The sequence below is a fragment of the Bacillus sp. NMCC46 genome, assembly GCF_002998465.1.
In the GTDB taxonomy this organism is placed as follows: Bacteria; Bacillota; Bacilli; order Bacillales; family Bacillaceae; genus Bacillus.
Genome location: NZ_PVQZ01000001.1, coordinates 986217 through 1005985, shown reverse-complemented (window position 1 = coordinate 1005985; position 19769 = coordinate 986217). Strand labels below are relative to the sequence as shown.

The 19769-nt window shown below is 41.9% G+C and carries 17 protein-coding genes; 11 read left to right on the top strand and 6 right to left on the bottom strand.

From position 1 onward, the window contains the following. Positions 1–129 precede the first annotated feature (129 nt). The 8 genes from C6Y01_RS05130 to C6Y01_RS05090 all read left to right on the top strand — a co-directional run bounded on the left by C6Y01_RS05130 (position 130) and on the right by C6Y01_RS05090 (position 10003). Positions 130–687: a glycerol-3-phosphate responsive antiterminator gene (locus C6Y01_RS05130; protein WP_034663739.1), complete on the top strand. Its 558-nt coding sequence runs from the start codon at positions 130–132 to the stop codon at positions 685–687. A 214-nt stretch (positions 688–901) separates the two neighbouring features. After that, on the top strand, positions 902–1717 hold the full coding sequence (locus C6Y01_RS05125; protein WP_095284949.1) for an MIP/aquaporin family protein: 816 nt from the start codon (positions 902–904) through the stop codon (positions 1715–1717). Between the two features lie 15 nt (positions 1718–1732). Then, entirely contained in the window at positions 1733–3229 is a 1497-nt protein-coding gene (gene glpK, locus C6Y01_RS05120; protein ID WP_060595850.1) for a glycerol kinase GlpK, read from the top strand. 139 nt (positions 3230–3368) lie between these two features. Next, positions 3369–5030: a glycerol-3-phosphate dehydrogenase gene (glpD, locus tag C6Y01_RS05115; RefSeq protein ID WP_106037898.1), complete on the top strand. Its 1662-nt coding sequence runs from the start codon at positions 3369–3371 to the stop codon at positions 5028–5030. 152 nt (positions 5031–5182) lie between these two features. Continuing rightward, positions 5183–6928, top strand: coding sequence for a phospho-sugar mutase (locus C6Y01_RS05110; protein WP_034663731.1), 1746 nt, complete (start codon positions 5183–5185; stop codon positions 6926–6928). A gap of 151 nt (positions 6929–7079) precedes the next feature. Further along, the gene (locus C6Y01_RS05105) at positions 7080–8225 is read left to right on the top strand and encodes a GAF domain-containing sensor histidine kinase (RefSeq protein WP_106037897.1); all 1146 of its coding nucleotides are present in this window, start codon (positions 7080–7082) and stop codon (positions 8223–8225) included. Further along, positions 8222–8872 carry a response regulator gene (locus tag C6Y01_RS05100; protein ID WP_034663727.1) on the top strand — a complete coding sequence of 217 codons (651 nt, stop codon included), beginning with the start codon at positions 8222–8224 and terminating at the stop codon, positions 8870–8872. The genes C6Y01_RS05105 and C6Y01_RS05100 overlap by 4 nt, the downstream gene beginning before the upstream one ends. A 246-nt stretch (positions 8873–9118) precedes the next feature. Continuing rightward, complete coding sequence (locus C6Y01_RS05090) at positions 9119–10003, top strand: GNAT family N-acetyltransferase (protein WP_106037895.1); 885 nt, start codon at positions 9119–9121, stop codon at positions 10001–10003. A 35-nt stretch (positions 10004–10038) separates the two neighbouring features. Here the strand turns inward: C6Y01_RS05090 and C6Y01_RS05085 are convergent, their stop codons facing one another. Continuing rightward, a complete protein-coding gene (locus C6Y01_RS05085) occupies positions 10039–10287 on the bottom strand; it encodes a YhdB family protein (RefSeq protein WP_024426598.1) in 249 nt (82 codons plus the stop codon). Between the two features lie 128 nt (positions 10288–10415). On the opposite strand from C6Y01_RS05085, the gene C6Y01_RS05080 reads away from it, so the two are divergent. Beyond that, a complete protein-coding gene (locus tag C6Y01_RS05080) occupies positions 10416–10796 on the top strand; it encodes a YqzG/YhdC family protein (RefSeq protein ID WP_095284951.1) in 381 nt (126 codons plus the stop codon). Between the two features lie 239 nt (positions 10797–11035). Here C6Y01_RS05080 and C6Y01_RS05075 read toward each other — a convergent pair whose 3' ends face one another. Further along, on the bottom strand, positions 11036–12511 hold the full coding sequence (locus C6Y01_RS05075) for a catalase (protein WP_034663722.1): 1476 nt from the start codon (positions 12509–12511) through the stop codon (positions 11036–11038). Positions 12512–12670: 159 nt separating this feature from the next. Further along, positions 12671–13102, bottom strand: a complete 432-nt coding sequence (locus C6Y01_RS05070; RefSeq protein ID WP_034663719.1) for an Rrf2 family transcriptional regulator — start codon at positions 13100–13102, stop codon at positions 12671–12673. Between the two features lie 184 nt (positions 13103–13286). On the opposite strand from C6Y01_RS05070, the gene C6Y01_RS05065 reads away from it, so the two are divergent. Then, positions 13287–14486, top strand: a complete 1200-nt coding sequence (locus C6Y01_RS05065) for a globin domain-containing protein (RefSeq protein ID WP_106037894.1) — start codon at positions 13287–13289, stop codon at positions 14484–14486. Positions 14487–14553: 67 nt separating this feature from the next. Then, the gene (locus tag C6Y01_RS05060) at positions 14554–15978 is read left to right on the top strand and encodes a SpoVR family protein (protein WP_376745155.1); all 1425 of its coding nucleotides are present in this window, start codon (positions 14554–14556) and stop codon (positions 15976–15978) included. A gap of 39 nt (positions 15979–16017) precedes the next feature. Here the strand turns inward: C6Y01_RS05060 and garD are convergent, their stop codons facing one another. The 3 genes from garD to C6Y01_RS05045 all read right to left on the bottom strand — a co-directional run bounded on the left by garD (position 16018) and on the right by C6Y01_RS05045 (position 19754). Continuing rightward, a complete protein-coding gene (garD, locus tag C6Y01_RS05055; RefSeq protein ID WP_034663712.1) occupies positions 16018–17547 on the bottom strand; it encodes a galactarate dehydratase in 1530 nt (509 codons plus the stop codon). Between the two features lie 60 nt (positions 17548–17607). Beyond that, positions 17608–18312, bottom strand: a complete 705-nt coding sequence (locus C6Y01_RS05050; RefSeq protein WP_034663709.1) for a FadR/GntR family transcriptional regulator — start codon at positions 18310–18312, stop codon at positions 17608–17610. A 71-nt stretch (positions 18313–18383) separates the two neighbouring features. Continuing rightward, entirely contained in the window at positions 18384–19754 is a 1371-nt protein-coding gene (locus C6Y01_RS05045) for an enolase C-terminal domain-like protein (protein ID WP_376745156.1), read from the bottom strand. Positions 19755–19769 lie beyond the last annotated feature (15 nt).

Here is a 19769-nt window from a genome sequence, read left to right as displayed (position 1 = left end):
GCATGCTTTCCAGCATTGATGATGTGAGGTGAAATCGGTATTGGACACACTAGGTGTATTGAAAAATAGAAGAGTTTCTATTACTGTTAGGAGAAGACTGATCCAATACACTTTTGAAGGAGACGGCATATGAGTTTTCATGATCAACCTATTCTACCTGCTGTTCGCAATATGAAGCAATTTGAGGAATTTTTAAAAAGTCCATTTACATATGGTGTCTTACTTGATGTTCACTTAGGCCGGCTAAAGGGCATCATGAATGAGGCAAATGCTCATCACAAAAAAATGTTTGTCCATGTCGATCTCATTCACGGGATTAAACATGATGAGTATGGAACGGAATTTATTTGTCAGGAAATGAAGCCAGCAGGAATTATTTCTACTAGGTCTTCTGTCATAGTAAAAGCCAAGCAAAAAAAGGTATATGCCATTCAGCGAATGTTTTTACTTGATACGAGTGCCATGGAAAAAAGCATGGAGTTCGTCGGGAAGCATCGTCCAGATTTTATTGAAGTGTTGCCGGGAGTCGTACCAGATTTAATTACAGAAGTGCGCGAGCGAGCTGGGATCCCAATATTTGCAGGTGGATTTATCCGTACAAAAGAAGATGTAGAAAGAGCGCTTGAAGCAGGGGCTACAGCTGTGACGACCTCGAATACCACCCTTTGGAAAGCGTTCCAAAAGTGAAGAAGAGAAAATGTGAATATTTATTGACAACGTTTTCATCCTCTGATACTATTGCACTAAGTTAATATCATGTGATGGAGAAACGGAGATCCACAACAGCGCTTTACTAGGTGACAAATGACCCTGATGTAAAGTATGTTTGTTGTGGATCTTTTTCTTTATCTTTTCTACACATTCATAGGGGATGGCAACTGAACCAGAGGAGGAATTTTTCATGACACCATTTTGGGGAGAAGTCGTAGGTACAATGCTGCTCATCATTTTTGGAGGCGGTGTGTGTGCGGCAGTTAATTTAAAGAAATCGCTCGCATATCAATCCGGATGGATTGTAATCGCTTTCGGATGGGGATTTGCAGTGGCCATTGCAGCTTATGCAACAGGTGGAATCAGCGGAGCGCATTTAAATCCCGCACTAACAATTGGGCTTGCGCTAGAAGGAAGTTTTCCTTGGGCTGATGTTCCAATGTATATTGTTGGTCAAATGCTTGGCGCATTAATAGGGGCTATTATTGTCTTTTTACATTACTTACCGCACTGGAAAGCAACAGATGATCCAGGTGCAAAGCTAGGTGTATTCTCAACTGGTCCTGCGATTCCGCATACTTTTGCAAACGTACTTAGTGAAGTCATCGGTACATTTGTATTGGTTCTAGGAATCTTAGCGATTGGTGCAAATAAATTTGCAGACGGAGTCAATCCGCTGATTGTTGGTTTCTTAATTGTTGCAATTGGTCTTTCTTTAGGTGGAACAACTGGTTATGCAATTAACCCTGCACGTGATTTAGGTCCGAGAATTGCACATGCGATCCTGCCGATTCCAGGGAAAGGCCCATCGAATTGGAAGTATGCTTGGGTGCCAGTTATTGGTCCAATTTTAGGAGGCGCATTTGGCGGTGTTTTCTACAATGCAGCTTTTAAAGCGAACGTCACTCCAGCCTTTTGGATTGTAAGCGTTATTTTAGTTGTGGTATTGTTAGGACTCTATGTCTCTACGAAAAACCAAACAAATGCTGTAAATGAAAGTATGTAAGGGGAGGAAAACATCATGACAAAAGAAAAATATATTCTTGCATTAGATCAAGGGACAACAAGCTCAAGAGCGATCTTATTTGATCAAGAAGGCAAAATTGCACATACAGCTCAGAAGGAATTTAATCAATATTTTCCGAACCCAGGCTGGGTAGAACACAATGCAAATGAAATTTGGAGCTCTGTTCTATCGGTCATTTCAACTGCTTTAATTGAATCAGGAATTGAAGCAGATCAAATCGCTGGTATCGGAATTACGAACCAGCGTGAGACAGCTGTTGTTTGGGATAAACATACAGGCGCACCTATTTACAATGCAATTGTTTGGCAGTCAAGACAAACGTCTGGCATTTGTGAAGATTTAAAAGCGCAAGGACACAATGAAACGTTTAGAAATAAAACAGGTCTTCTCATCGATGCTTATTTCTCAGGTACAAAGGTAAAATGGATTTTAGACAATGTAGAAGGTGCCCGTGAGAAAGCAGAAAATGGCGACTTACTGTTTGGCACAATCGATACTTGGCTTATTTGGAAGATGACAGGCGGTAAATCACACGTCACAGATTATTCCAATGCGTCAAGAACGTTAATGTTCAACATTTACGATCTGAAATGGGATGAAGAATTACTTGATATCCTTGGCGTACCTGCATCTATGCTTCCGGAGGTTAAACCATCTTCACACATTTATGGTGAAACAACAGACTATCACTTCTTCGGCAGAAATATTCCGATTGCAGGAGCGGCGGGAGATCAGCAGGCTGCTTTATTCGGTCAGGCTTGCTTTGAAGAAGGAATGGCGAAGAACACATATGGTACAGGATGTTTCATGTTGATGAATACAGGGGAAAAAGCCATTAAGTCGGATCATGGTTTATTAACGACGATTGCATGGGGCATTGACGGCAAAGTTGAATATGCTTTAGAAGGAAGTATTTTCGTTGCTGGCTCAGCGATTCAGTGGCTGCGTGACGGACTGAGAATGTTTAAAGACTCGAAAGACAGCGAAGCATATGCAGAGCGCGTTGAGTCAACAGAGGGCGTATATGTCGTTCCGGCATTCGTTGGTCTCGGCACACCATACTGGGATAGTGATGTCAGAGGCGCTGTTTTCGGGTTAACACGCGGTACTTCTAAAGAGCACTTTGTCCGAGCAACGTTAGAATCACTTGCTTATCAAACGAAAGATGTGTTAGATGCGATGGAAAAGGATTCAAACATTTCATTAAAAACATTGCGTGTTGATGGCGGAGCTGTGAAGAATGATTTCTTAATGGGCTTCCAAAGTGATCTGTTGGATGTGCCTGTAGAGCGTCCAGAAATTAATGAAACGACGGCACTCGGTGCGGCCTATCTTGCGGGAATAGCAGTTGGCTTCTGGAACGACCGTTCAGACATTGCAAAACAATGGAACCTTGACAAGCGCTTTGACCCTAAGATGGAAGAGGACAGCCGTGACTCGTTATACAGCGGGTGGAAAAAGGCTGTAAAAGCAGCTCAAGCTTTCAAATAAACCAAAAGTATGGTATACTTCAAGTAAGTTAATAGAACGGTTGGAGAACTGGAGAGACCGCAGGCACCGAAGTGTAGAAATACGCTTTGGGTGTTTGCGGTCTCTTTTTCTTTACCGTACAACATGGGAGGAACAAGAGATGACTTTTTCTAGCTTAGAAAGGGAACAAATGCTGCAGGAAATGACAAAAAAACCATATGATGTGTTTATCATTGGCGGGGGTATTACAGGCGCTGGTACAGCACTTGATGCGGCTTCACGCGGGATGCGCGTTGGTCTTGCAGAAATGCAGGATTTCGCAGCAGGTACGTCTAGCCGCTCAACGAAACTAGTGCACGGTGGACTTCGTTATTTAAAACAATTCGAAGTGAAGATGGTCGCAGAGGTCGGTAAAGAGCGTGCCATTGTATACGAAAACGGTCCTCATGTGACAACACCAGAATGGATGCTTCTACCGATGCATAAAGGCGGGACATTCGGTAAGTTTTCAACATCCATTGGGCTTAGAGTGTATGACTTTTTAGCTGGTGTCAAGCATAGCGAGCGTAGAAGCATGCTAAGTGCGAAGGAAACACTTGCAAAAGAACCGCTTGTGAAAAAGGACGGCTTAAAAGGCGGCGGCTACTATGTTGAATACCGTACAGATGATGCACGCCTGACAATCGAAGTCATGAAAGAAGCTGTGAAATTCGGGGCAGAAGCGGTCAACTATGCGAAAGTAAAAGAATTTATTTATGATAAAGGCAAAGTTGTCGGTGTTGTCATTGAAGATGTCATGACGCAGAAAACCTACGATGTATATGCGAAGAAAATCGTCAATGCGACAGGTCCATGGGTCGATCAGCTAAGAGACAAGGATCACTCAAAAGAAGGGAAGCACTTACAGCATACAAAAGGTATTCACTTAGTATTCGACCAATCAGTCTTCCCATTAAAACAAGCGATCTACTTTGACACACCTGATAAACGTATGGTCTTTGCGATTCCAAGAGAAGGCAAAACGTATGTAGGAACAACAGATACAGTGTACAAAAAGCAGCTGGAGCATCCGCGTATGACAAAAGCAGATCGTGATTATGTCATCAAAGCGATTCAATACATGTTCCCTGATCTCAATATTACAGAAAAAGATGTTGAATCTAACTGGGCTGGTCTTCGTCCACTCATTCATGAAGAGGGCAAAGACCCTTCAGAAATTTCTCGTAAGGATGAAGTATGGACATCATCTTCAGGCTTAATCACTATTGCTGGCGGTAAATTAACAGGCTACCGCAAAATGGCTGAGCACATTGTGAATCTCGTACGTGATAGACTGAAAGAAGAAACGGGCAAAGACTTCGGGCCATGTAAAACAAAGCATATGCCAATTTCAGGCGGTCATGTAGGCGGGTCTAAAAATATGGCATCCTTTGTCCAAGCGAAAACAGCAGAAGGAGTATCTGTTGGTTTAACAGAACCGATTGCTCAAAAACTCGCTGAAAAATATGGCTCAAACGTCAGCAGTCTCTTCAAGCGTGTAGAGCAGCTTCAAGGTGAAGCGAACAAACGAAACATTCCAGCGTATGTACTGGCAGAGCTTGTCTATGCAATCGAAGAAGAATTAGCTGTTACCCCTGTTGATTTCTTCTTAAGAAGAACAGGAAGCCTATTATTTAATATCAACTGGGCGAAAAAATATGCACAGCCTGTCGTTGACTATATGGCAGAGCGTTTTGGCTGGGATGAAGCAGCAAAACAGAAACATCAAACACAATTAGATCAACTATTCCATGAAGCAGTTGTACCACTTGATGCTGAATAAAAGAAGAGCCGATCAAAGCCGATCATGTATCGGCTTTTTTATTTGTTCAGCATTTTCTTCATCTGCCAATGATATAGCATGACATAAAGGATGATTCCATATAAAATAACAGTAGATGTATTTTATTGATGATAAGAGCTGGGAGGACGACCATGAGTTGGAAGACGAATTATGAGCGATGGATCAATGAGAAGCACCTGGATGCTGAGCTAAGGGAATGGCTGGAGGCACATCAAGATGATCAACAAGCACTTGAAGACTGTTTCTACAAAAACCTTGAGTTCGGCACTGGAGGAATGCGCGGGGAGATTGGTGCCGGCACGAACCGAATGAATGTGTACACGGTTCGTAAAGCATCTGCAGGCCTTGCTGCGTATATTGCGAAACATGGAGAGGATGCAAAAACAAGAGGCGTCGCCATTGCATATGATTCACGCCATAAATCGCCTGAATTTGCAATGGAAGCAGCCAAAACACTTGCTTCACAGGGCATTCAAACGTACGTATTTAACGAACTGCGTCCAACACCAGAGCTCTCCTTTGCTGTTCGAGAGCTGAATGCATTTGCTGGGATTGTCGTAACAGCAAGTCATAACCCACCAGAATATAATGGCTATAAAGTATATGGAGAAGACGGCGGGCAGCTGCCTCCACTTCAAGCAGATCAAGTCATTCAAGAAGTAGATGCAATAGAAAATGAATTGTCGATTTCAGTTGATTCAGAAGAAATGTTAAAACAACAAGGGCTGATCAACATGATCGGAGCAGAAATCGATCATGCTTATATTGAAAAATTAAAAACCATCAGTGTGCACCCTGAGCTGGCAGGTGAGGTCGATGTCAAAGTCGTTTTTACCCCGCTTCATGGTACGGCCAACCAGCCTGTCCGAAAAGGGCTTCAGGCTCTAGGCTATCAGCATGTGACTGTTGTGCCTGAACAGGAAAAACCAGATCCGCAATTTTCAACAGTGACATCGCCAAATCCAGAGGAGCATGCAGCATTTGAGTATGCCATCAAGCTTGGCGAAAAGCAAAATGCTGATATCCTCATTGCAACAGACCCAGATGCGGATAGGTTAGGTATTGCGGTCAGAGATCATAATGGAGAGTTTACCGTCTTAACAGGCAACCAAACAGGAGCCCTGCTGCTCCATTATTTATTGTCTGAAAAACAAAAGCTTGGTCAGCTGCCGCCTCGTCCCGTTGTGATGAAAACCATTGTCACAAGTGAGCTTGGGCGTGCTGTTGCTTCAGCATTTGGTGCCCATACGATTGACACGCTTACTGGTTTTAAATTTATCGGAGAAAAAATCAAGCAATTCGAAGAGAGCGGAGAATACACGTTTCAATTCGGGTACGAAGAAAGCTATGGCTATTTGATCGGTGACTTTGCCCGAGATAAAGATGCGGTGCAGGCTGCGCTGTTAGCTGTCGAAGTCGCTGCTTTCTATAAAAAACAAGGCAAGTCCTTGTACGACGCGCTTGTCGATATGTTCAAGGAGTTTGGATTTTACCGGGAAGGGTTAAAGTCGTTAACCTTAAAAGGAAAAGAAGGAGCAGAGCAAATTTCAGCGATCCTTCATACCTTTAGAACAAATCCGCCAGCAGCCATCGCGGGTCAGCGCATCACTGTCATCGAGGATTACCAATCAAGTCAAAGACACCTCGTTGCCGAAAAGAAAGAAGAAACCATTCACCTGCCCGCTTCAAACGTGCTGAAATATTTCCTTGAGGATGGCTCGTGGTTCTGCTTAAGACCTTCCGGCACTGAGCCTAAAGTGAAATTTTATATTGCAGTCAAAGGTACATCTTTAACAGATAGCGAAGAAAAGCTGAAGCATCTGTCAAAAGAAGTGATGAAAGTCGTTTATGAGATTGTGGAAGAAACGGCTAAATAAATAAACAAGGCCATCGTGTGAATGCATGATGGCTTTTTCTCAGTCAAAAGGATGAGAAAAAATCATCCTTTTAGAGAAAGAGCCGGCAGAATGCTCATGGTATAATGAGCGTAATGAAAAGAGAAGGCAGCAAATGCCGGGGGTAAACAGTATGGGAGAATACCAAGAGAAGGTTGAAACATTAAAAACGTTAAAAGAAATTGCTGAAAAGCTAAATGAAGGCATGGAAATGAAAGATACGCTTCATGAAGTGCTCCATATGCTGATGGATATCACAGGCTTTCATTCAGCATGGATTTATTTTATAGAAAAAGACGGCTCGTATGAACTGATGGCAGAGGTCTCCTTACCCGAAGCGCTGGCAAAGCATCAAAAGCAGCTGATGTGTCAAAACGATTGTTATTGTATCAATCGATACACAAAGGGCTCACTGCAATCAGCCACCAACATTATTAACTGTAAACGGATCGAAACGGCGATTGAGCAAAAGCTTGGGGATACAGAAGGAATTACGCATCATGCGACCGTTCCTCTCAAAGCGTGTAAGCGTACGTTTGGGTTATTAAATGTGGCGGCAAAAGGAAAAGTCACATTTAACCAGGAAGAACTGAATTTGCTTGAAAGCATTGCGCTTCAAATTGGTACCGCCATTCAACGGATGAAGCTTGTGCAAAACGAACATCAGCATGCTCTTTTGGAAGAAAGAAACCGGCTTGCACAGGACTTACATGATTCCGTCAACCAAATGCTATTTTCAGTCAGTCTGACTGCTAAGGCCGCCCGACAAATGACAAACGATCAGAATCTAGGGGAAATGATCGATTTTATTCAGCATTTGTCACAAAATGCACTGGTTGAAATGCGGTCACTCATTTGGCAGCTAAGACCAAGAGGACTTGAAAAAGGATTCACAACAGGGATTCAAGACTATGCAAAGCTTTTAGGATTACGCTGTACATTATCGTTATCAGGCTGTATGGAGATGGATCATTCGCAGCATGAAACGTTGTTTCGGGTATGCCAAGAAGCGCTGAATAATTGTCAAAAACATGCGGAAGTAGAGGAAGTCAAGGTCCAGCTTGAACAATCAAAAGACACGTTTGAGATGAAAATCATTGACCGCGGAAAAGGGTTTCAGTATGACGAGCAAATGAGCCTCCCTTCACTTGGTCTGAAAGGCATGTCTGACCGTATCAAAAGAGCTGGTGGAACATTTTGTATAGAGTCTGAGCTCGGTAAAGGAACCACCATTCAAGTGAAGGTGCCATTTTCTCAAGAAAGGAAGGGGTCGTCATGAGAGTCGTGATTGCAGATGATCATCATATTGTGAGAAAAGGGCTTGTGTTTTTCTTGCAGACACAGCCTGACGTCGAAATCGTTGGTGAGGCTTCTAATGGAGAAGAAGCATTAGAAGTTGTCAGACAAATGCGGCCTGACATTGTTCTAATGGATCTATCGATGCCTGTGATGAATGGTATTGAAGCCACGAAACAAATGATGCTTGAAATGCCCGATACCCGCATTGTGATTCTGACAAGCTATGCGGATAAAGATTATGTTATTCCCGCTATTCAAGCAGGGGCAAAAGCCTATCAGCTCAAGGATGTAGCGCCAGAAAAACTCCTTACGACAATGATTGACGTACAAAAGGGCACCTATCAATTAGATGCTCATATCACCAACTTTCTTGTGCAGCATTTGACCGAGCCAAAAGGGCAAAAATGGAAGTTAATGAAAGAGCTGACCAATAGAGAGCGAGATGTCTTATTCGAAATTGCAAAGGGGAAAAGCAATAAAGAAATTGCCTCATCACTGTTTATTTCTGAAAAGACTGTCAAAACACACGTATCTCATGTATTATCAAAACTAGAGCTGGCAGATCGTACACAAGCGGCTCTGTATGCAGTGGATTATCAAAAAAATCAGCCGAAAGAGCTGCTATGACAGAAGGGAATTTAGTCGTTATGCTAAAACTTTTAAGCGCACATTCAATTCAATGAATTGAATAAAAAAGAGCACAGATGTTGGTTTATTTGACGTGCCCTTTTGCGTGAAAAGAAGCATGTCCAGTCTAATTTCTAAGAATGAAACGATAAAAGGCTTGATGAGTATATGCTCATCAAGTCTTTTTTTATTTTGAGGGAGGTGATGAACCGGCTGAAAGGTGAATTTAAAAAAGGAGGGCACAAAGTGGAGACATATGAATTAGTGAATGGTTATCGCCATGATGACAAATTGAAAGAAAGCTTTAATGCGTTAGCGATCAATACATTTGATTTGGATTTTAGTGACTGGTATAAAAGAGGGTACTGGGATGAAAAATATATTCCTTATTCCTTTGTCCATCACGGGAAAGTGATCTCAAACGCTTCCGTCTACCTCATGTCACTGATCATTGATGGCCAAACGTATCGAGCTGTTCAAATTGGCACGGTGATGACGGATCAAGCCTACCGCCATAAAGGATTAGCGACAAAGTTAATGCAGCATATTATGGATACGTACGAAAATGACTATGATATGATTTTTCTTTTTGCCAATGACACTGTACTGGATTTTTATCCAAGATTCGGCTTTACCCGTTACCACGAAAGCGAATTTAGTCTAAATATCGGCAAAAGCGCCATTCAAATGAAAAAGGACATGCGCAAAAAGCAGCTGACGTTGGAACATGACTTGCCATTACTTGAACAGTTCGCAGAAAAACGTCAAACGGGCTCAATGAAATTAGATGCTGAGGACCATGGCAGCTTATTGATGTTTTATTTTACATTCGTTTGGCCGGATGCCATTTTCTATATTGAAGCGTTGGATACCATTGTCCTGATGAATGAAGAAAATGAAACCATACATGTCTTTGATATCATTTCTCTCCAGCCGCAAAATATAGAGGAAGTTGTTGCACATATTGGGAATGAAACGACGGAAAAAGTGATATTCTATTTTACACCTGATACGTCAATTGACGGCTTACATGTGGTTATGGCGCCAAATGACGAGGATGCGCTGTTTATTTATACAAAAAAAGAATGGGTAAAAGACCACTTTATGCTTCCAATCACTGCGCACTGCTAAGTGTATGTAAAAAGGCTGATAATCAGCCTTTTTCTTTATGTGTACATCGGTTGTGAATAAACTTCAGAAGCAGCAGCCTCTGAAGCATGGTCAATGTACTGCAGGAGCCCATATAAACATTTTTCAACATCAGCATCGTTCCGGTTAAATTGATACGCGTGTAAGAAATGCTCAATACGTTTCGAGAGCAAGTCATCTTGCGTACGTACCATAAGAATAAGTAAATTATCCCATTGCGAGCGATGCGTATAATAAAGTGCTTTATCATAATCCGCCACATTCATCAAACCTTCTCCTTTCCCTTGAGAAGTCCTCATTAGTTTGCTCGGAACATATCGACATTTTCAGGGGAAAAGTTGGTGTCCGCATTAATCATGTACCGGGAATTTTAGGCTGAATAAATGCTTCATGTATGAAAAAGGATCGACCAGCAAAACATAAACAAAATATACATGAAAGTGAGATCAATGATATTATGCAGCCGAAATGGTGGATGCCTTTTGCAGCAGGAATGGTTTTGTATGGCATTTTCATGATCTATCCTGCAACAAATGCAGCGATGCAGCCTGAAAATTGGGAAAGACTTGCGTACACAGCGTTGCAAGAGGAATATGAAGGCGCCGCTTTAAACGATTATCAATATATTGGGCGTACACAAGTAAATGAAGATCAGACAAAAGATGTGTTTCGTGTCACCGTGAAGGAAGGTTCAACGCTTTTTGCCGCACATGCAGAAATCTATTTTCACCCGGTGACCGGTCATTTGATTAGTATTAACGTATTCCGGCTATAAAAAAAGCACCTCTAATAAAGAGGTGCTCCAGCGTGTAGACAAACCCTCGCATTCGGTGTCAGTCCTGCATGCCGGTGCTCACGAATGTCAAATTTGCTCCGCGCCAGTACTCGTCCTTCCTAGACTGCAAAGGTTTTCTATCACGCTGAAAAGAAGACAAAGGGTTAAAATAAAGATCATTTTAACCCTTTGTCAACAATATCAGCCCCACTTTATGAAGAGGGCTCATTACGGATCAATTATTTCATGCTTCCTTGAAGGTATGAGCGAATATCCACACCAAGTGAATCGGCTAATCGTTGTCCGTAGTCTTCATCTGCACGATAGAAGTTGCAGATCGCAAGTAATTTTGTTTTGTCATTTACATCTTTCAGGTCAGCTGTTAGGTTTTTGATCAATGCTTGCTTCTCTTCTTCAGAGTAGCTTCGATATTTTTCCCCAGCTTGTTTGAAATCGTTCGGTTTTTCAATTTTTTGTCTCACCATACGGTCACCGTGAAGAACTTGCTCACTTTCTTTGTAGTGAGGATTTTCTTTTGGCTGATCATCGTAACGGTTTGGTTCATAGTTAATATGACCGCTTGGACGAGTCGTTGTCATAAAGCCATCCTGCTGATTATTGTGTACTGGTGCATAAGGACAGTTCACCGGAATGCGCATGTAGTTTGCACCAAGACGATGACGCTGCGTATCAGGATATGAGAACAGACGGCCTTGAAGCAGTTTATCTTCAGATGCTTCGATTCCTGGAACAAGTGCACTTGGCGTGAAAGCAGATTGCTCTGTTTCAGCAAAGAAGTTCTCAGGATTGCGGTTGAGTGTCATGCGTCCTACTTTTTGAAGCGGATAATCTTCCTCGCTCCATGTCTTTGTTGGATCACATGGATCATAGTCAAGGTCATCATAATCGCTAAGCGGCATCAGCTGGACATATAAGTCCCATGCTGGGTAATGGCCATTTTCAATGCGGTCATACAAGTCTCTTGTCGCATGCTGGAAATCATTCGCTTGGATTTCTGCTGCTTCTTCCATAGATAAATTGCGAATACCTTCTGAAGGTCTCCAGTGATATTTCACATATTTTGTTTCTCCATATTTGTTGACCCATCTAAATGTATGCACACCAGAACCGCGCATTTCAGCGTAACTCGCAGGGATTCCTTCATCAGAGAAGAGCCATGTGAGCATATGAGTGGATTCAGGTGTTAAGGTCATAAAATCCCAATAACGGTCAGGATCTTGGATATTGGTTACAGGATCTGGCTTGAGAGAGTGAACCATATCAGGGAATTTCAATGCATCACGTATAAAGAAGATCGGCAAGTTGTTACCAACTAGATCATAGTTACCTTCTTCTGTGTAAAATTTGACAGCAAAGCCGCGCGGGTCGCGCAATGTTTCAGGTGAACCTTTAGGATGAATAACTGTTGAGAAGCGAACAAAAACGTCTGTCTGTTTTCCTTCTTCACTTAAGAAGGCAGCTTTCGTATGTTTCTCCATGCTGTTTTCAACTTCAAACACACCATAAGCGCCGGCGCCTCTTGCATGAACGACACGCTCTGGAATACGTTCACGATCGAAGTGTGCAAGTTTTTCAATCAAATGGTAATCATCAAGAAATGTAGGTCCGCGGTGACCAGCTGTTCTTGAGTTTTGGTTATCGCCAACAGGCACGCCTTGATTCGTTGTCAAATTTTTATGATTTGAATTTGTCATTCTTTTCTCCTCCTGTAAACAAAAAAATGATTTCTAGTAATCTATATACCCTAATTATATTAAATCAAACCTGATAGTCAATATTTATTTATAATAATTTTAAATTAATTATTATTACAAGAAGGTAAAGAAAAAGACGAAAGAATAGAATTCTTTCGCCTAAAGGAGGAGCTCTCTAAGAGCATCTTTGTTTTGAGTTAAATCTTTTAATGTGTATTGATCAAGAACGCGTAAGTAAGCAGTAAGTGCTTCATGAAGTACATGCTTTAATGAACAAATCGGAGAGATGATACAGCTGTTTTTCTTTGAATCAAAGCATTCAACCATGACTAAATCATCCTCAGTATAACGGACAACTTCTCCAATATTAATGCTTTCTGGGCTTTTCCCAAGCCTAATCCCGCCATTTCTTCCACGGATCGTTTCCACATACCCGCGTTTTCCAAGATGATAAATCACCTTTGTCAGATGATTTTTAGAAATGCCATAAACATCGGCGATCTGCTGAATATTTGACAGTTCATTGTTTTCTCTTGATGCTAAATAAATGAGTACTCTTAATGAGAAATCTGTATAATTCGTTAGTTTCATTTTGACGACCTCTAAACCTGATAGAGTTTTGTATCATCGTAACACATTTTAGACAAAAACTGTTCGAGAAAGTGTTAAATGTGACAACATTTAAAACATGTATTATAAATATTGCTTTTATAAGCTGTCATCCATTACGATAAAGATGTATTTAAAATACACCTTTTTGAAAGAAGGAATGACGATGTTATCTAAAGATCAAATGAATGCCATTAAACAATCAGCCCCTCTATTAAAAGCTGAGGGAACCAAACTTGTGACTGTTTTTTATCAAAATATGATTCGGCAGCACCCAGAACTACTCAATCAATTTAATCAAACAAACCTCATGAACGGAAGTCAGCCAGAGGCGCTTGCTGCGACACTATATCAAGCAGCACTGCACATCGATCGATTAGAAGAATTACTTCCTGCGGTCAAACAGATTGCCCATAAGCATGTCAGTGTGATGGTCAAAAAAGAGCAATATCCAATCGTCGGAAATCACCTCATTGAAGCGATGAAAGAAGTGTTTGGTTTAACGGAAAAAGATGACACGCTTTTAGCTTGGAAGGCCGCATATGACATTATTGCAAATATTTTTATCACGATTGAAGCAGAAATGATGGAGGAGAATGTAAAGCAAACTGGCGGATGGGCAGATGTGAAGCCGTTTGTGATTAAGAAAAAGGTACAGGAATCTTCATCGCTGATCTCCTTTTACTTAGTACCAGAAGATGAATCAGAGCTGCCAATGTATGAAGCAGGCCAATATGTTACGGTACAGGCAGATATGCCGGGTGAAGCTTATATGTGCAGCAGACAATATAGCTTATCAGATCAGCATCATCCTTCTTATTACCGCATTACAGTAAAGCGTGATGGTCATGTGTCTACATTTTTGCATGATGGAAAGGAAGAAGGGGACGTTCTTCAAGTGAGTATGCCACAGGGAATGTTCTGTTTGCAAGAAGACACTAAAGAGCCTGTTTATTTTATTAGTGCTGGTTCTGGTGTCACACCAATGATCGGTTTAATGAAAACAGCAGCGCAAAACAGCCAGCCATTTACAATGATTCATGCAGATCGATTAGAGGATGTAACTGCTTTTGAAAATGAATTTGAACGAGTTCTAGCTGCAGCTTCTCATGGCCGCATCATCTTATGTAATGAACAATTTGCGCAGCCTGGTAAGGGTGAGCTTGTTGAGAAGGCAGCTTCCCGCATTGACCGTCCATTCCTTCAATCAGTGATTGGAGAAGGGAAAGGCCAATTTTATCTATGCGGTTCCCCGGTGTTTACACAGGAGATGATTCATATGCTAAAAGAGCTGGGAATTCCAGAACAGAATATTCATTTCGAGTCATTCGGCGGGCAATCCACGAAAGAAATGGAAGTCGTCTAAACGAATGGCGGAACATCATGTTTTTTTAGGTGCGCTCATATAGTAGGGATAAGTCCGATGAGGAGGGATGGTTTCCTTGAGCGTATCTGAAAAACGTCTTTTACAAAGAGCCATTGATGAAATTACAGAAATTGCAGAAGGATTTGGTCTAGATTTTTATCCGATGAGGTATGAAATCTGTCCCGCGGAAATTATTTATACGTTCGGTGCATACGGAATGCCAACACGATTCAGCCACTGGAGCTTTGGGAAGCAATTTCATAAAATGAAGCTTCATTATGATTTAGGGTTAAGCAAAATTTATGAGCTGGTCATCAATTCAAATCCTTGCTACGCCTTTCTACTTGATAACAACACGCTTGTTCAAAATAAATTAATTGTGGCTCATGTACTGGCACACTGTGATTTCTTCAAAAATAATTGCCGTTTCCAAAACACAAAACGAGACATGGTAGAAAGCATGTCAGCAGCGGCAGAGCGGATCAAAGAATATGAGCATCTTCATGGAACAAAAGAAGTGGAATCCTTTTTAGACGCCGTATTGGCTCTACAGGAGCATATTGATCCGTCTCTTGTTCGTTCAAAACTAAGCTGGAATATGGACGATGAAGAAGAATATGAAGATGATAAACCAAAACGTCAGACGCCGTATGATGATTTGTGGGGAATGGATGAGCCGAAGACGCATGAGAAAAAGAAAATCGTCAAACAATTTCCGCCAAAGCCGGAAAAAGATATTTTACTCTTTATTGAGGCGCACTCCCGGGAGCTAGAGCCGTGGCAGCGGGACGTCCTCACCATGCTGAGGGAGGAAATGCTCTATTTTTGGCCGCAGCTGGAAACAAAGGTTATGAATGAAGGCTGGGCTTCGTATTGGCATCAGCGGATTATGCGTGAGCTTGATTTAGATTCAAGTGAATCGATTGAGTTTGCCAAATTAAATGCAGGCGTGGTGCAGCCATCTAAAACAGGCATCAATCCTTACTATTTAGGTCTGAAGATTTTTGAAGATATCGAAGAGCGCTATGACAACCCATGTGAAGAATTAAAAAAAGCAGGGGTGACAGAAGGATCGGGCCGCAGCAAAATGTTTGAAGTCAGGGAAATTGAATCAGATATTTCCTTTATTCGAAATTACTTAACAAAAGACCTTGTGATGAGAGAAGATTTGTACTTGTTTCAAAAGCAGGGGAGAGACTATAAAGTCATCGATAAAGAATGGAAGGCTGTTCGTGATCAGCTAGTCAGCATGAGGGTCAATGGCGGCTTTCCTTATTTGACCGTGATGGATGGCGACTATTTGAAAAACAATGAACTCTATATAAAACATTGGTATGAAGGCATTGAACTTGATCTGAAATACTTAGAAAAAGTACTCCCTTATTTGCATCAGCTATGGGGAAGAAGTGTGCATATCGAGTCAGTTCTTGAAGGAAAAGAAGTGATGTTTTCATACGATGGAAAAGGGGTTCATAGGAAATATCTCGCATAATGATCAAAAGAAAAGATGTCCTAAAACGGACATCTTCTTTTATGTGACTGGGGCTGGGTTAAATAGGCACAGATCATTATAAATCCCCCAATGATCGGCCCATGTTTCTTTCCTGCCGCTGGCGACATCTAATATATAGTGAAATATATCTGTACCCACTTCCTCAATTGTTGCTTCTCCAGTTGCAATACGGCCTGCATCAAAATCAATAAGATCTGGCCACTGTGTCTGTAAGCTGGTTCTCGTAGACACTTTTACTACGGGTGCAGCTGCTAGACTGTATGGAGTCCCTCTGCCTGTTGTGAAAATTTGCAAATTCATGCCAGAGGCGAGCTGCAGTGTCCCGCAGACAAAATCGCTTGCCGGCGTAGCAGCAAATATTAATCCCTTGGTTGCTGCTTTCTCACCAGGCCCAATCACACCAGATATTGGACTTGTGCCAGATTTGACGATAGAGCCAAGCGCCTTTTCTACGACATTGGATAAACCGCCTTTTTTATTTCCTGGGGAAGGATTTGCACTTCTATCTGCCTGCCCTCTGTTTAAATAATTGTCGTACCAATTCATTTCCCGTATAAGTGCCTGCCTCGTTTTTTCATTAACAGCCCTTGGTGTTAATAGGTGAATGGCATCCCGCACTTCTGTCACTTCTGAAAAAAGAACGGTTGCGCCTGCTCTGACAAGAAGATCTGCTGCATATCCAACGGCAGGGTTTGCCGTTACACCTGAGAATGCATCGCTTCCTCCGCATTGTAAGCCCACCACTAAATCCGATACAGGACAAGGGACGCGCGTCCGTCCATTGAGTTTCATTAGTTTGTGCTCTGCAGCCTTCATAATGGAGGTAATCATTGAAGAAAAGCCTGATTCTTCTTGTAAGGTTAAAATATCTTGTTGCTGATCTTCTGAGACGATGCGTGAAGGTACGAGTTTTTCGCAGCCTAATCCAATGATCAGCACCTCTCCTCCAAAGTTTGGATGTGTGGCTAGGTTTTGGATGGTTCTGATGGGAATGAACGCATCTGGTGCATGAATGGCTACACCGCAGCCGTACTGATGGTGGAGGGGAATAACGTCATCGACATTTGGATATTTCGGCAGCAGCTCTTCCTTGATTTTTTTGACGGCGTAGTCAAGAACCCCCACGACACATTGCACGCTTGTTGTAATTCCGAGAATATTTTTAGTACCAACAGAATCATCTGAATTTCGGTAGCCCTCAAATTCATAGCCATCCAGCTTTTTAAGAGGAGAGCCGCTGTATGTTTTGCATGATAATTCTTCTAAAGGAGGAGGGGCTGGCATTTGAACAAGCTGCTCTTTCACCCAACCTCCTTGCAGGATGGTTTCGTTAGCGTACCCAATGATTTCACCATATCGGATAATTGGAGCATGCTGTTCTATAGTCTTAAGCGCTACTTTATGCCCTTGAGGGATTCGTTCGGTTAACGACAATCCACTCGAAAAGACAGTGCCAGCTGGTAATCCACCATCATTAACGATGATTGCCACATTGTCCTTTGGGCTTACTTGAATATATAGGGGTGCTTCCTGTGCCTTTTGATTCAAGAGATCACTCCTTCGAAAGCGTTATCATTTTAGAGGAGAGGAAGCATATCCGCTTCCACATCATGGCGTTTGATTTAACCCTTTTAAAATTTTATCACGTACAAACTTCAAATGTTCATGCATATGGAAGTGTGCTTGATATGGGTCTCTAAGTCGAAGCGCTTCATAAATTTTCCGATGATAATTAACGGTCACTTTTTTTTCTCGATAAGGAATTTGACTGTCAATCTTGGCATGTGATACTAAAAGCGCCTGAATCATACCTTCAACAACGGGATTGTTTGCACTTAAGGCAATAATCCGATGGAATTCTTTATCCGCTTCACCATAGTTGTTATCTGTACTTTTCTCAATCATTTCAATGGTTTTTTCTAATTTTTTTAATTCTTCTTCACTGATCTTCTCAGCAGCAATGGTGACAAGGCCTAGTTCTAGTACCATTCGAGCCTCTATAATGGCTGGTAAATTATCTTGAGCCAGTGCGAGCATTACAGAAAAAGGCTGGTTGCTAATTTTATCATTAAAGTATGTGCCGCCTCGAGTTTTCCTTGTGATGACACCTAATGTTTCAAGAGAACTTAAAGCCTCGCGCAGTACAGGACGGCTTACTGATAGAATTTCCATTAGTTCCATTTCTGTCGGCAGTTTGTCACCAGCTTTTAATTGCCCGCTAGACAATAAATGAACGATACGTTCAATGACTTGTTTTGCTAATGTTTTTCGATTAACAGTTTCAAATTTTAGTTCATCTATGCTTTCATTCACGAGTCATTCTCCCCCTTCAGTTGTTCAATTGTAAGACAAAATGAAGGGGAACACAATCATTTACAGTCAAACTACCGAATTAAACACGGTTTTTTCGGATCGAATGTCCAGCCATCGATGAGATATTGCATCTGAATGGCATCATTTCTTGCACCAAGCTGCATTTGTTCATATAAACGGTTGGCCTCCTCTAGCTTTTCTATATCAATTTGAATACCCAGCCCAGGTTCTTGAGGCACTTTTATACGACCTTCTTTGATTGAAAGTGGGTTCTTGGTTAATTGCTGTCCGTCTTGCCATATCCAGTGGGTATCAATGGCTGTTATATGACCTGGTGCGGCAGCGGCAACGTGTGTAAACATGGCTAGGGATATATCAAAATGATTGTTAGAGTGCGATCCCCAGGTCAAGCCGATATCATGACACGTTTGAGCTACTCTGACCGAACCTTCCATTGTCCAAAAATGTGGGTCCGCCAGTGGAATATCAACCGCATGTAATTGGATCGCATGTGACAACTGACGGAAATCAGTTGCGATCATATTCGTAGCCACTTGAATTCCTGTAGCTCGTTTGAATTCGGCCATAATTTCTCTGGATGAGAATCCGTCTTCTGCTCCACATGGATCTTCTGCATATGCAAGCAGATGTTGTTTTCCTTTGCAAAGCTGAATGGCCTCATCAAGAGACCAAGCTCCATTAGGGTCAAGTGTGATACGGGCATTTGGAAAACGTTTTGAAAGAGATTCTACAGCTTCCATCTCTTCTTCTCCAGAAAAGACGCCGCCTTTTAACTTAAAATCCTGAAATCCATAGCGTTCATAAGCCGCTTCAGCCAAACGGACAATGTCCATCGGTGTTAGTGCTTTTTGACGCCTAAGCCGGAACCAGCTGCAAGATGAATGATCTTCTTTCAAATAGGGGAGAGGGGTTTTCATCTGATCCCCTATGTAAAATAAATACCCAAGCATGTCAACTTCCTGTCTATGTTGACCGGTTCCTAATAAAGAAGAAACCGGTTCTTCTAAAAATTGACCTAATAAATCCAGCAAAGCAGCTTCTATCGCTGTAACTGCATGTATTGTTGTCCGAGAGTCAAAAGTTTGATTGCCTCTACCGCCTGTATCGAGGTCTTGAAATGTATGCTGTACCGATTGCAGGATGGCATGATGTTGCCCAATTGGTTTTTGGAGGACAAGTCTGGCGGCATTTTCAAGTGTTTGACGAATGTTTTCACCGCCGGGAACTTCGCCGACTCCTTGACGGCCACTGCTATCGGTTAAGATCACAACATTTCTTGTGAAAAAAGGTCCATGCGCTCCGCTTAGATTCAAAAGCATACTGTCATGGCCTGCAACAGGAATCACCTTCATGTCAGTAATGTAAGGGAGATTGGTTGTTCGTTCTTTTTTCACTTCTTTTAAGTGTTGATTCATATGCATCCTCCTTTATATAAA

Coding starts and splice junctions, on each gene's coding strand:
- glpK (WP_060595850.1), top strand. CDS start 1,733: ATGACAAAAGAAAAATATATTCTTGCATTAGATCAAGGGACAACAAGC.
- C6Y01_RS05065 (WP_106037894.1), top strand. CDS start 13,287: ATGTTATCTAAAGATCAAATGAATGCCATTAAACAATCAGCCCCTCTA.
- C6Y01_RS05110 (WP_034663731.1), top strand. CDS start 5,183: ATGAGTTGGAAGACGAATTATGAGCGATGGATCAATGAGAAGCACCTG.
- C6Y01_RS05100 (WP_034663727.1), top strand. CDS start 8,222: ATGAGAGTCGTGATTGCAGATGATCATCATATTGTGAGAAAAGGGCTT.
- C6Y01_RS05045 (WP_376745156.1), bottom strand. CDS start 19,754: ATGCATATGAATCAACACTTAAAAGAAGTGAAAAAAGAACGAACAACC.
- C6Y01_RS05075 (WP_034663722.1), bottom strand. CDS start 12,511: ATGACAAATTCAAATCATAAAAATTTGACAACGAATCAAGGCGTGCCT.
- C6Y01_RS05130 (WP_034663739.1), top strand. CDS start 130: ATGAGTTTTCATGATCAACCTATTCTACCTGCTGTTCGCAATATGAAG.
- glpD (WP_106037898.1), top strand. CDS start 3,369: ATGACTTTTTCTAGCTTAGAAAGGGAACAAATGCTGCAGGAAATGACA.
- C6Y01_RS05085 (WP_024426598.1), bottom strand. CDS start 10,287: ATGAATGTGGCGGATTATGATAAAGCACTTTATTATACGCATCGCTCG.
- C6Y01_RS05060 (WP_376745155.1), top strand. CDS start 14,554: ATGGTTTCCTTGAGCGTATCTGAAAAACGTCTTTTACAAAGAGCCATT.
- C6Y01_RS05125 (WP_095284949.1), top strand. CDS start 902: ATGACACCATTTTGGGGAGAAGTCGTAGGTACAATGCTGCTCATCATT.
- C6Y01_RS05105 (WP_106037897.1), top strand. CDS start 7,080: ATGGGAGAATACCAAGAGAAGGTTGAAACATTAAAAACGTTAAAAGAA.
- C6Y01_RS05070 (WP_034663719.1), bottom strand. CDS start 13,102: ATGAAACTAACGAATTATACAGATTTCTCATTAAGAGTACTCATTTAT.
- C6Y01_RS05080 (WP_095284951.1), top strand. CDS start 10,416: ATGAAAAAGGATCGACCAGCAAAACATAAACAAAATATACATGAAAGT.